This is a genomic window from Acinetobacter sp. MF4640 (genome assembly GCF_002018895.1).
In the GTDB taxonomy this organism is placed as follows: domain Bacteria; phylum Pseudomonadota; class Gammaproteobacteria; order Pseudomonadales; family Moraxellaceae; genus Acinetobacter; species Acinetobacter johnsonii.
This window is the reverse complement of record NZ_MVOM01000007.1, coordinates 51,962-64,158: the sequence shown is the minus strand read 5'-3', so window position 1 is coordinate 64,158 and position 12,197 is coordinate 51,962. Positions and strand designations below refer to the sequence as shown.

The window sequence follows — 12,197 nt, the reverse complement described above, 5'->3', positions numbered from 1 at the left end:
AATCAATTTTTAAGCGGATTCAAAGTAAATAAACGAGATATCACCCAATATTTTTTATGAATCACCAGTTCAGTATATGGGTATTTATTAAATAAATAGTGGGTGGTATTTTAAAAAAGTTTCATTAGAATCCAAAAATTCATAAGAACATCCTGTGAGAAAACATTGCCTAATCGGTGATGTTTACTTTAAGAAAAACTAGCTTGAGGGACGCTCATGCAGATCGGAATTCCAGCCGAAACTGTCGTCGGTGAAAATCGTGTAGCCGCAACGCCAGAAACGGTAAAAAAGTTGATCAGTGCTGGTCATAGTGTAGTGATTGAACGTAGAGCAGGTGTGAAAGCTGCTTATATCGACAGTGCTTATGAGCAAGTCGGTGCTACGCTGACAGATGATGCCTATACCGGTAGCCAAATGATTTTGAAAGTACGTGCCCCTCAGGGTGCTGAAATTCAAAAGCTTGCGCCAAATACATCGGTTATTGCCATGTTTGACCCGTACCGTAATACGGAGCTTGATCAATTTGCATCACAACAAGTGTCTGCATTTGCTTTGGAGCTACTGCCACGAACTTTATCTCGTGCGCAGAACATGGACGTATTATCTTCACAAGCTAACTTGTCGGGTTACAAGTCAGTGCTTCTTGCTGCGGCAGAGTACCAGCGCATGTTCCCAATGTTGATGACGGCTGCGGGTACTGTAAAACCTGCACGTGTCGTGATCATGGGGGTCGGTGTTGCTGGTCTACAAGCGATTGCGACAGCAAAACGTTTGGGTGCTGTGGTTGAAGCAACGGATTTACGTCCGACTGCGAAAGATCAAGTGGAATCTTTGGGTGGCAAATGGCTAGACGTACCTATGTCAGCGGAAGAACAGCAAAAAGCAGCCGATGCTGCGAAAAATGGTTATGGTTGGATGCCAGGTGAAGACTATATCCGCGATCAAGCTATTATTGTGGACAAAGCTGTATCGAATGCTGACATCGTGATTACCACTGCACTTTTACCAGGTCGTAATGCACCACGTCTGATTAAGGCGGAAACAGTTGCCAAAATGAAACCAGGTTCAATCATCCTCGATATGGCGGTTGAAACAGGCGGTAACGTTGAAGGTTCTAAGAATGGTGAAAATGTTGTGACTGACAACGGCGTAACCATTTTAGGTATTCCAAACATTCCTTCTACAGTTTCAACTGAAGCTTCTGCTTTGTATGCACGAAATGTCTTGAACTTCTTAGATACTTTATTTGATGCAGAGAAAAACTTTGCTATCAATCCTGAAGAAGAAATTCAAAAAGCCCTTCTAGTAACTCATGGCGGTCAAGTACTGCTGAAGCGTGGTTAAGGAGATAGATCATGGTTGAAACAATTACAATTTTCGTCCTTGCCATCTTTGTAGGCTACTATGTCGTGTGGGGCGTTACGCCAGCACTACATACACCGCTTATGGCAGTTACCAATGCGTTGTCATCGATCATCGTGGTCGGTGCAATGATTCAAACGGTGGGGATTCCTGCAATTGGTGTTGATGCGAATGTTGCATTCCAAAGTGTGAATGTGGTGAGCATCTTAGGTGCGATTGCGGTGTTCTTAGCAAGTATCAATATTTTCGGTGGCTTCGCAGTAACTGCGCGCATGCTTGAAATGTTCAAGCCAAAGCAAAAGAAAAAAGAGGGCTAATATATGGAATTCATTCGAGACTATGCGGATTGGTTCTACCTGATTGGTGCTGTCCTCTTTATCTTAACTTTACGTGGTTTGTCTGGCCCGAAGACGGCAATTCAAGGCAACCGTTACGGCATGATCGCAATGGCGATTGCTGTAGTGACTACCTTCTTTGTGGCAGATCATCCTGTGATTTGGATGATTGGTGGTGCGATGGTGCTGGGTGCGATTGTGGGTATTGCTCGTGCGCGCACTGTACCTATGACGCAGATGCCTGAAACGGTCGCATTGATGCACTCTTTGGTGGGCCTGGCTGCGGTATTGATTGCGATTGCGGCAATTCTACATAACAACCAACTGACTGCATTATTTGCACAAAATGAAGCGGCATTAACTGCTGCGGGTGTGCAACATGCACACATGAGCCAGGTTCATTTATTTGAATTGTTCGTGGGCTGTTTCGTCGGTGCGATTACCTTTACAGCGTCTGTATTTGCTTATGGTAAATTGGCTGCAAAAAAATGGGCGAAAACCATTTCTGGTGCATGGGTTAAACCTGTACAAGCGCTGATTTTCCTTGCAATGTTGGCATGTGGTGTGTACTTCTTCACAACAGGCAACATGAATGCATTCTGGGCTATGACTGCACTGGCACTTGCATTCGGTTGGGTGTGGATTGCACCAGTCGGCGGCGGTGATATGCCAGTGGTGGTATCGCTATTGAACTCCTTCTCTGGTTGGGCAGCAGCAGGTATTGGTTTCACACTCGAAAACAATATGTTGATCGTTGCGGGTTCACTGGTGGGTTCTTCAGGTGCGATTCTGTCTTACATCATGTGTAAAGCCATGAACCGTTCAATCATCAACGTTTTGTTTGGTGGTGCAATGGGTGGAACTGCGGTAGCTTCTGCAGACAAAGGCGAACAAGCACAGCGTAACCATCGTTCTGGTTCAGCAGATGACGCCGGCTTCTTGATGTCAAATGCAGACAGCGTTGTGATCGTACCGGGTTATGGTATGGCGCAAGGTCGTGCACAAAATGCGGTCAAAGAACTGTGTGAAATCCTAAAAGAACAGGGTGTAAAAGTGCGCTTCGCCATTCACCCAGTTGCTGGTCGTATGCCGGGTCACATGAACGTACTTTTGGCTGAAGCAGACGTGGCTTATGAAGACATCTTAGAGATGGATGAGATTAACTCTGACTTCCCTGCAACAGATGTGGTGCTTGTGATTGGTGCGAATGACGTGGTCAACCCTGCAGCGAAAGACGATCCAACATCTCCAATTTATGGCATGCCAATTCTTGAAGCACATAAAGCACGTACCATTATGGTCATCAAACGTTCTATGGCGACAGGTTATGCAGGTCTAGACAACGATTTGTTCTATAACGAAAAAACTATGATGATCTTCGGTGATGCGAAGAAAGTGGTTGAAGACATGACTAAAGCAATCAATGGTGGTGGACACTAATCCTCCTCCTAGAGTGTATAAAGACCACCTTCGGGTGGTTTTTTTATGTTTGCAGCTTTTGCTAAGATGATGTTTAACTTTTCAATAAGAAAACAATATGAACATAAATCAGATCTCGTGTCAGCTGCTGTTGATATTTGGTGTGTTCGTTTTGAGTCAAACTACTCAGGCTCAAGTCTTCGAAATAAAAAATGCATCGAAGCACTATGATGTAAAAATGACGAGGAACTGTACGGACAGTAGCTGTGATGGACAAGCCAATATTGATCTTTACCTAAAAGGGACAACACAGCACTTTCAGCATTTTTCCTCGGCTGAATTGACGATGGATCTGGACGAAACTTACAAACCGTCTGTTAATGTGGTGCAGCTTTATGGTGAGCAAAGCGCATTAATTTTTGCTGACTTTAACTTTGACGGGAGTGAGGATGTCGCCATCCGTAATGGTAACTATGGTGCCTATGGTGGACCAACCTACGATGTGTATGTCTTTCATCGAACCAAAAATAAATTTGTTCTGAGTGAGGAGCTATCGGCCTTAACCCATGAAAATTTGGGCATGTTTGAGGTCGATCCAAAACAGAAAAGAATCTTAACCTTCAATAAAAGTGGATGTTGTTATCACATCCGTTCGGAATATATTGTGATTCCTAAACATGGTTTGAGTTTAGTCAAAGAGTTTATTGAAGATGCAACAGTCCAAGCGGGAAAGGTTAAAGTGACAGAGCGAACGCTGAATCGTGGTCGATGGATAGAGAAGGTTCACTATTATGCTGTGGATGAGTACTATAAAAACTAAAAGTTATGTTTTATCAATTGGCTTATAAATTCATTTTGACTTCTTGTATGGTGTATCGTTTTTTCACCTTGTTTAAATCGCTCCGTTTATATTGGCGGGCATGGATCATGATTAAATATCCGTAATGTGTTGAAACACTGGCATTGATTTTGCAATTGAAATGAATAATCTTTGGGGGATTATTCATGAAAAAAATAAAATACTTACTCTTCTTTGTGTGCTGTATTGCTTTACCCAGTTTTGCTGCAGAGCCCCTGCCAACACAGGCTCAAAATATTCAAGAGATTCGCCTCTCGCTTGACAGTGTCTGGGTGGTGCTGGGTGGCATCTTGGTGTTTTTCATGCAAGCAGGTTTTGCCCTGATTGAAAGTGGTTCGGTGCGCTCTAAAAACACCATTAATGTACTCATGAAAAACTATATGGATGCCTGTTTAGGGGGCTTGGTGTTTTGGTTGATTGGCTTTGGTTTGATGTTTGGTGTCAATACGAGTGGTTGGATAGGAACTTCGCATTTTGCACCCAATGCCATGGATGACTGGCACTGGAACCTCTTGTTCTTTCAAATGATGTTTGCGGCCACCGCCACGACGATTGCCAGTGGGGCGATGGCTGAGCGGATTCACTTTGTGGCGTATATCGTGAGTGCTGCGGTGGTCAGTGGTTTGATCTACCCGATTTTTGGTGCATGGGCTTGGGGGAGTCTATTTGATGGTGAAGGTTGGCTAAAAGCCATGGGCTTTATCGACTTTGCTGGTTCAACGGTGGTGCATTCGATTGGTGGATGGGTGGCCTTAGCCGGAATTATTGTGCTGGGACCCCGTTTAGGACGGTTTGGACGCAATGGGCAGGTCCATTATTTGGCAGGACATAATTTACCGTTGGTGGCGCTAGGCGGTTTTGTTCTATGGCTGGCATGGTTTGGTTTTAATGCGGCCTCTACCGTGAAGGCAGATGTGAGTATTGGGCGGATTGCCTTGAATACACATTTGGCGGCGTGTGCTTCGGCAGTTGCCTATATGGTTTATACCCTAATACGTGGTAAAGCAATTTTAATGCGCGGCACCATTAATGCCTCCTTGGGTGGGCTGGTTGCAATTACGGCGGGCTGTGCAACCATGAGTCCACTGTATGCCATCATCAGTGGGGCGGTTGCAGGTGTACTGGTCAGTATTTTACCAGTGGTGATGGAAAAACTCCGCTTGGATGATGTGGTCGATGCGGTGACTGTGCATGGTTTTTGTGGGGCATGGGGCACATTGGCAGCGGGTTTGTTTTTTGAAAACAATATGTTTAATGCGGGGCTCATTGCGGTACAAGGCTTGGGGATTTTGACAGCCTTTGCGTGGGGTTTTGGTGTGGCGTTGATCGTCTTTAAAGTCTTAGACCTCGTTCTTGGTGGTTTGCGGGTGAGTAAACAACATGAACAACGTGGCTTGGACTATACCGAACATGCAGAACTATCTTATCCTGAGTTTCAGCGTGATGTGACGTTTGAAACTGATGATATGACCAAACGTCATTAATGAAAGGAGGATAGCTCATGTCGACTGAAACATTAACTATTTTACAAAAACGCCAAGCGATCGAACGTGGGTTAAGTCAGTACTTACAAGGAACACTTTTAGAGCAAGTATTGAATCATTGGGAAGCGAAATATGGTGATCAACCCTCCTTTGTCCTGAATCGTTTTTTGAGTGAAATCTGTACCACAGAGGAATTACGTTACTTTCGAAAAGACATGCTCAAAAATGTCTTGGCCGAGATGGCCCAAGTTGAAAAACAAGTGTTGTTGAATCCCTCTGCAAAAGCATCGAAAAGCGAACAAGGGGGAGCAGTGTTACTCGATGCATTGACGTTTTTTATGCAAAATATCTGTCAAGCAGTCAAAGCCGTTGATGTGCAGGAGTTTGAGCGTGAAGTGAAAATGCAGCTAGAGGCTTTATCCATTGTGATTGATAGGTATCAGGCCTTGAATGATCGAGCGGTGCTCGAAGCTTTGCCCATGACTCAATATGCGCAGATCTTGACAGTCTGTTATGAAAATTATTGTGAGTTTTATGGTCCTGCAAAAGCAGATCAACTCTATGCCCACGTGAAGCGCCAAGTGAAAGAGCGTTACCCAATGGTCGATATGCATCGCTTAATTTAAATAAAATTAGACATAAAAAAAGCGACCTTCAGGTCGCTCTTTTCATATTAGGCTACAGTTTCTTCTGGGGCTGCACGCCAAAGGCTTTCTAGGTCGTAGAAACGACGTGCTGTTGGCAACATCACGTGCACAACAACAAAGCCAAGATCAATCAAGATCCATTCTGCATCACGTTCGCCTTCGACACCGAGAGGGCGAAAACCTGCTTTACGTGCTTCTTCAGCAACGTTATCAGCAAGTGCTTTGATGTGACGCGTTGATGTACCGCTTGCAATCACAATTGCATCAGCGACGTTGCTGATTAGGCTGACATCAATCGCTAAAATATCTTTTGCTTTTACATCTTCAAGGGCTTCATGTACAACTTTTAAGCAAGCTTGTACGTCGGCAGCTTGGGTATTCATTGCGAAATCGTGAGAATTAGAAGCGCTGGGCGATGGTTCTAAATTCATAAAGGGAATTTTTCCGGACAATAACTCATCTTATAATATAGCGTTTTTAGGCGAAAATTTCAAATCCGCAATGGTTCAACTTTGAGGATGTGCAGCAAAGTATTTTGCCTTCCATGCAAAGGACTGAGTTGAAACAGTTTTTGGTCGATATTCAGCCGCAATAAAACCGTCATAACTGCTGTGTTGTAGCCATTCAAAAATATTTGCATACATAATTTGTGCAGTATCTGGCTCATGCCGCCCCGGACAGTCTGCAAATTGGATGTGACCAATAGCTTGAATATTTTCTTGTAGTCCTTGCAACACATCTTCACCCATCATGGCCATGTGATAGCAGTCGTATTGCATTTTAAGTGCAGGGTGTTGTACTGCTTCTAGCATTTCCTGTGCTTGGGCAATATTTTGCACTAAGAAGCGCGGCATATCGGTGCCGTTGATCATTTCAAATACAGGCTGAATGTCATGTTCACTGAACATATGGCAGGCCAGTTTCAGGTTCTTGGATAAGGTATTTAAACAGGGCAGTAGGTCGGCATCTAGGGGTTGTTTGCCAGCAAGGATATTCACACTTGGCACTTTGAGTGCGCTGGCATATTGCACTGCTAACTGAAGAGCGTGATGAAACTCTAGCTCTTTGCCTGGGACTCCTGCGAGCCCATTGCCACCGGTCATTAAGTCGCCCGCAGGAACGTTAATGAGGCAGAGGCTTAAGTTATGAAGCGTAAGCTGAGTTTGAATTTGTTCAATGCTGAGTTCATAGGGAAATTGGATTTCCACATGTTTAAAGCCTGCGGTTTGAGCCAAAGCAAAACGCTCAAGCAGCGGTACTTCGGTAAAAATCATGGATAAATTTACAGCAAGTTTGGTCATGATTTTCTCCTAATTTTATTTGGCTTGTTGTTCTACTTGTAATATGACTGAGGCAAGATCAGCTTCAGCATAGCCTTGTTGTTGGTGTGCTTGCAATTGCTGAAGTGCTCGCGCTGCAACAGGAATGTCGAGTTGGTGCTGCGCAGCAAGCTGCACAGCATTGTTCAAGTCTTTGGACAGGGTTTGAACTTTCCACTGTACGGGCTCAAACAGGTGAGTCGCCATACGTGGACTTAAAATTTGAAAGGGTTTCGAATCGGCAAAACCGCCTGCAAGCGCAGGTGCAAGTAAGCGAGTGTCCACGCCAGCTTTGGCTGCTAAAGCAACTGCTTCTGCAATCAGCGTGCTATTGGCTGCCACAATCAGTTGATTACAAATTTTGGTGGCTTGTCCTGTTCCAGTATTGCCCATACAGGTGACACGTTGTGACAAGATATTATAAATCAAAGACAAGTCTTGAATCGTCTGTGCATCGCCTCCTGCAAAGATCACCAGTGTGCCTTGCTCTGCTCCGACAATCCCCCCTGAAACAGGCGAGTCGATCCATTGCACCTGTTTTTGTTCGGCACGTGCTGCAAGGCTCAGGGTTTGCTCCACCGAAAGACTGGAAAAGTCGATAATCACTTGCTTCGCCGTCAAAAACGGTTCGATTTGTTCATAAACGCTGAGTGCGGCTTTGTCGTCGGCTAAACAGGTCAGAACTACAGGGTAGTCGGCAATGTTTTGTAGCGCTAAGTCTGTCGCCCCCAAATCAATGAGTGCATCGCAGGCACTGCGGGTACGGTTCCATACAGCGACTTCGAAACCCGCTTGAAGTAAGCGGGTGGCCATACGGCTGCCCATGAGTCCCATGCCGAGAAATGCAATTTTAGTGTGTCGATCGAAACTCATGGGACCCTCTTTGATTGTCAGTGCTTAAATACTGTTATTTGTATTGGCGTGGTAGATACTGCACGTCGGGTTGTTTATCTTTTTTACGTGCGATTTGGCTATTTTTACCTAACAGTAATTTGAGCTGCCAAATTTTTTCCAAACGTAAGGATTTTTTAGGCTCATGCTGCATGGCATCTAGCACATATTTTGAGGCCATGAGCGCATCTGGTGAGCGTTGTAACATTTCTTCTGCAATGGCTTGAGCTTTAGCAAGCGGTGATTCATCAAGATGTGTGACTAAGCCAATTTCTTTGGCATAAGTTGCATCGAAAATACGCGCCGTAAGCGTTAATTCTTTGGCAAGATCTAGTCCGATTAGACCTTTCAAAGAGCGCGTCAGTCCCATATCCGGGACCAGTCCCCAACGGCTTTCCATAATCGACATTTGGGTTGCAGGGTGTGCGACACGAATATCCGCCGCTAAAGCCAGTTGCATACCAGCGCCAAAGCAAAATCCTTCAATCGCGGCAATCACAGGAACAGGCAGTTCTTGCCAAATCAGGAAGGCTTTTTGAAAGAGGCTTTGTCCCGGTTTGATCAGTTCCCACGCGGCATAGGCGCGATTCTTCGGATTGTTCAAATCGGCAAGATCAATGCCTGCACTAAAGACTTGCGCTTCACCAGTAAGGATGACACAGCGAATGCTACGGTCTTTTTTAATTTTTTCAGCAGTTTTAACCAATTCGCGCAACAGGTCGAAACTCATCGCATTGCGTTTGTCTGGACGGTTAAGTGAAACAGTGGCAATGCCATTTTTGTTTTCAATGCGAAGTAAAGCCATGATGAGAACTCTTATTTTTTGCTCGCACGGAGCATAGCATAGCTCCCGTGCGGATAAATGACACCAAGAGTCACGTCGCAACTTGTCTTTGGTGCCATGCTCTTTTGAATGTTTTATGGGCTATGTTTGATTAAAATTTGCTGTGCCGCATGTTGTACTTGTTCAATCACGACTTTGAGTTCATTGAAACGCTTTATGGTTTCTTGAACAAACTGTTCATCTGCTTTACGACGCTCTTTACGTAAGGTTGAAACAAACTGTTCAAATGTCCCTGTTGCTTCTTGTAAGTTGGGTACACCGACATAGCGTGTTGCACCATACAGACGGTGTAGCACATGTTCTAATTGTGGGAAATCTTCCATTTCAATCAACTGCTTCATTTCATGTAGCTCAGTATCAAAACTGTCCATTAACATACGCAATAAGTCGACCGCTAAGTCTTCTTTATTGGCGGCCAACTGTAAGCTTTGCTGCCAGTCGAGCACCTTCGGATCAAGTGCTTCAATCACGATGGCTTTTTCAACAGGCGAGCCTTTATTGAAGCGATCAGTGGTCCAATGGGTCAGGATTTGAATGATCTGATCAATTTGAATTGGTTTGGTGACATAGTCGTCCATGCCGACTTGCAGTAGTTTTTGTTTTTCATCGGCCAATGCATGTGCGGTGAGGGCAATGATGGGCAAACGCTTATGGTTTTCAATGGTTGACTCCAGCGCACGAATGGCACGTGTGGTGTCGACACCCGACATGACAGGCATTTGAATATCCATAAACACCAAATCAAAAGCTTTGCTGTCGTGTTCAGCGCGCTCTTGTAAAATCTCTAAGGCTTGTTGACCGCTTAAAGCTTTTGTTGTCGTGACATTCAACTCGCCTAGTAGGGCTTCAAGGACAATCAGGTTAGGGAGATGGTCATCCACCGCTAAAATATGTAAGCCTTGACCATTGAAGGACTCCATTTCGTCTTCTTCAAATAGCGGTTGATTGCTGAGCAATTGAATCAAAGCACTCCGACTGAGCGGTTGGTATAGTGGTCGTGCGCGATATTCATTCAGCGTGGTCAAATCGAGTGACATCTGGTAACCATAAACCGCAAGGTTACCGCTATAACGCTGACGAATTTCTTTTAATAAGGCTTCGGTATCACCACTGTGATCAACAATCAACCATGTATTTTCCACATCTTGAGGCAGTCTGTTGAGGTGGCTGAACAAGTCTAAAATTGAACTCGATTCGATGTGTTCCACAGCATAGTCTTCAAGATAATGACGCAGAATATTGGCCGTTGCAGGATGTGCCAAATACGAGACCACTTGCATATCGCTAAACTGAGGATGCTCAACGTACTCATCTTCTTCATTGACCATAAACATGGCTGTAAACCAGAAGGTGGAACCTTTTTCGGTTGGCGCGCGTTCTTGGTTGTCCTCAAATCCAATTTGCCCCTGCATCAAATGCACCAGCTGTTTGGAAATCGCTAAGCCTAGACCTGTGCCGCCAAATTGACGCGTGACCGAAGCATCGCCTTGCGAGAAAGACTCAAACAGTTTTTTACGGTCGGTTCCACTGAGTCCGATGCCGCTGTCTTGTACACTAAAGTGCAATAGGCACTGTCCAATATCATCTTGTTCCATTCTTGCGCGGACGATGATCTCACCATCAGGAGTAAACTTAATGGCATTGGAAATCAGGTTGGTTAAAATTTGTTTGAAGCGTAGGGCATCTCCAACCACATGCTTTGGCACATTGTCGGCATAGTAAAAGGCCATATCGATATGCTTTTGTGCAGCAAGAGGAGACAGCATATCCATAACATCAAAAATTGCTTCTTCTAAATCAAAAGTTGCAGTATCGAGTTCTAGTTTACCTGCATCAATTTTTGAAAAATCTAAAACATCATTAATCAGTGCCAGTAAGTGTGCAGATGATTTTCGGATGGTTTGTAAATACAGGTTTTGATCATTGTTGAGGTTGTCTTGACGCAGTAACAGGTGAATAAAACCATCAATACTGTTCAGTGGCGTGCGCAGTTCATGGCTGATATTGGCCAAGAATACAGACTTGGACTGACTTGCTGAAATGGCTTGGTCACGCGCTTGACGATAGGTAATGTTTTGCACTTCTAAAGTGTCAAGGGTTCGACGTAAATCGTCTTCCGTTTGCTCAGTGTGTTCTTTCAATTCTAAAAAACTAAAATGCAGGCGTTTCACCACATTGGCAATATCGCGCTGTAGTAAGCGTAATTCACCGGTGCTGTTAATCAGCATGTGTTGATCGAGGGTGTCGGCATTTAAACGTTGCAGCTGCATGCGAATTTCATACATCGGCGCAATCCAGCGACGCGAGTAGAAATTTAAACAGAGTAAAAGTAGTAATAGTGTCAACAGACCTGTCGCAATCAACACAATCAACACGCGATAACGGGCAATTTGTAAGGGCTGGTTATCTAACTCAACCACCAACTGCGCAGGCGTGCCTGTAAATTGGTTGATGGGCAAACCATATACTGTATTACCTTTAAAATTCATTGGGCCAAAAAAATCAGTATTTTTTTTCAGCGCAGGCCACGGCGCTTGGTCTTGGTAGCCAATGCTGAGTTTGTTATTGCCTTTGTCATCAATAATTGCGGCACGAATCAGATGTTTTTCATCTAACATTTTTTGCATCAAATAACGTGCATTTTCATACTGCCAAGGGGAGGCATTCACCAAATTGATTGCTGCTTCTGCATCCAGTTGGTAGCGCGTTAAAATCGCTATCGCCATTTGTCGCTGCTGGGCTTTGGCGGCATTTGAAGTTTCGGTAATGACCAGTAATGCACCTACACAAGCCAAGATCATAATCGGCACAAAAATAAGTGCAATGAGCTGTCCATAAGCATGGTTTAAGTGCAGACGATTAAATAACTTTTTATTGATATTTGACATGGTGCAAGTGATTTATTCCCTATGCTTTGAAGTGTAGCACGCTTTATAAAAAATCGATGGTGCTTTAATCACTTTCACGAAAAAGCACGCTAAATGGGTGCAGGGACAGGTATTTTTCCATACAATAGGCGCACCTCGATCAAGGTGCA

11 protein-coding genes are annotated in these 12,197 nt (G+C 44.4%); 6 read left to right on the top strand and 5 right to left on the bottom strand.

All coding sequences use genetic code 11. The annotated features are described in order from the left end of the window. The first annotated feature begins 216 nt into the window (after window positions 1-216). The 6 genes from MF4640_RS03765 (at window position 217) to MF4640_RS03740 (ending at window position 6,085) form a co-directional block, all read left to right on the top strand. On the top strand, window positions 217-1,344 hold the full coding sequence (locus MF4640_RS03765) for an NAD(P) transhydrogenase subunit alpha (RefSeq protein ID WP_004979125.1): 1,128 nt from the start codon (window positions 217-219) through the stop codon (window positions 1,342-1,344). A gap of 11 nt (window positions 1,345-1,355) precedes the next feature. Further along, window positions 1,356-1,679 (top strand): proton-translocating transhydrogenase family protein, encoded by a 324-nt coding sequence (locus MF4640_RS03760; protein ID WP_004692331.1) that lies wholly within the window; start codon window positions 1,356-1,358, stop codon window positions 1,677-1,679. Window positions 1,680-1,682: 3 nt separating this feature from the next. Beyond that, complete coding sequence (locus MF4640_RS03755; protein WP_078388736.1) at window positions 1,683-3,137, top strand: NAD(P)(+) transhydrogenase (Re/Si-specific) subunit beta; 1,455 nt, start codon at window positions 1,683-1,685, stop codon at window positions 3,135-3,137. A gap of 97 nt (window positions 3,138-3,234) precedes the next feature. Next, window positions 3,235-3,936, top strand: coding sequence for an XAC2610-related protein (locus MF4640_RS03750; RefSeq protein WP_078388735.1), 702 nt, complete (start codon window positions 3,235-3,237; stop codon window positions 3,934-3,936). A gap of 185 nt (window positions 3,937-4,121) precedes the next feature. Next, window positions 4,122-5,459, top strand: a complete 1,338-nt coding sequence (locus tag MF4640_RS03745) for an ammonium transporter (protein WP_078388734.1) — start codon at window positions 4,122-4,124, stop codon at window positions 5,457-5,459. A 17-nt stretch (window positions 5,460-5,476) separates the two neighbouring features. Then, a complete protein-coding gene (locus tag MF4640_RS03740; protein ID WP_078388733.1) occupies window positions 5,477-6,085 on the top strand; it encodes a hypothetical protein in 609 nt (202 codons plus the stop codon). A gap of 47 nt (window positions 6,086-6,132) precedes the next feature. Here MF4640_RS03740 and rsfS read toward each other — a convergent pair whose 3' ends face one another. The 5 genes from rsfS to MF4640_RS03715 form a co-directional block, all read right to left on the bottom strand. Continuing rightward, complete coding sequence (gene rsfS, locus MF4640_RS03735; protein ID WP_004692321.1) at window positions 6,133-6,537, bottom strand: ribosome silencing factor; 405 nt, start codon at window positions 6,535-6,537, stop codon at window positions 6,133-6,135. 75 nt (window positions 6,538-6,612) lie between these two features. Then, window positions 6,613-7,407: a hydroxypyruvate isomerase family protein gene (locus MF4640_RS03730; protein WP_078388732.1), complete on the bottom strand. Its 795-nt coding sequence runs from the start codon at window positions 7,405-7,407 to the stop codon at window positions 6,613-6,615. A gap of 15 nt (window positions 7,408-7,422) precedes the next feature. Continuing rightward, window positions 7,423-8,298: an NAD(P)-dependent oxidoreductase gene (locus MF4640_RS03725; RefSeq protein ID WP_078388731.1), complete on the bottom strand. Its 876-nt coding sequence runs from the start codon at window positions 8,296-8,298 to the stop codon at window positions 7,423-7,425. 34 nt (window positions 8,299-8,332) lie between these two features. Further along, window positions 8,333-9,121 (bottom strand): crotonase/enoyl-CoA hydratase family protein, encoded by a 789-nt coding sequence (locus tag MF4640_RS03720; protein ID WP_005400765.1) that lies wholly within the window; start codon window positions 9,119-9,121, stop codon window positions 8,333-8,335. 113 nt (window positions 9,122-9,234) lie between these two features. Next, a complete protein-coding gene (locus tag MF4640_RS03715) occupies window positions 9,235-12,048 on the bottom strand; it encodes an ATP-binding protein (RefSeq protein WP_078388730.1) in 2,814 nt (937 codons plus the stop codon). Between the last annotated feature and the right edge of the window lie 149 nt (window positions 12,049-12,197).

What these genes read in the sequence shown, in the direction of transcription:
- MF4640_RS03765 (WP_004979125.1), top strand. Translation starts at nt 217, where the DNA reads ATGCAGATCGGAATTCCAGCCGAAACTGTCGTCGGTGAAAATCGTGTA.
- MF4640_RS03760 (WP_004692331.1), top strand. Translation starts at nt 1,356, where the DNA reads ATGGTTGAAACAATTACAATTTTCGTCCTTGCCATCTTTGTAGGCTAC.
- MF4640_RS03755 (WP_078388736.1), top strand. Translation starts at nt 1,683, where the DNA reads ATGGAATTCATTCGAGACTATGCGGATTGGTTCTACCTGATTGGTGCT.
- MF4640_RS03750 (WP_078388735.1), top strand. Translation starts at nt 3,235, where the DNA reads ATGAACATAAATCAGATCTCGTGTCAGCTGCTGTTGATATTTGGTGTG.
- MF4640_RS03745 (WP_078388734.1), top strand. Translation starts at nt 4,122, where the DNA reads ATGAAAAAAATAAAATACTTACTCTTCTTTGTGTGCTGTATTGCTTTA.
- MF4640_RS03740 (WP_078388733.1), top strand. Translation starts at nt 5,477, where the DNA reads ATGTCGACTGAAACATTAACTATTTTACAAAAACGCCAAGCGATCGAA.
- rsfS (WP_004692321.1), bottom strand. Translation starts at nt 6,537, where the DNA reads ATGAATTTAGAACCATCGCCCAGCGCTTCTAATTCTCACGATTTCGCA.
- MF4640_RS03730 (WP_078388732.1), bottom strand. Translation starts at nt 7,407, where the DNA reads ATGACCAAACTTGCTGTAAATTTATCCATGATTTTTACCGAAGTACCG.
- MF4640_RS03725 (WP_078388731.1), bottom strand. Translation starts at nt 8,298, where the DNA reads ATGAGTTTCGATCGACACACTAAAATTGCATTTCTCGGCATGGGACTC.
- MF4640_RS03720 (WP_005400765.1), bottom strand. Translation starts at nt 9,121, where the DNA reads ATGGCTTTACTTCGCATTGAAAACAAAAATGGCATTGCCACTGTTTCA.
- MF4640_RS03715 (WP_078388730.1), bottom strand. Translation starts at nt 12,048, where the DNA reads ATGTCAAATATCAATAAAAAGTTATTTAATCGTCTGCACTTAAACCAT.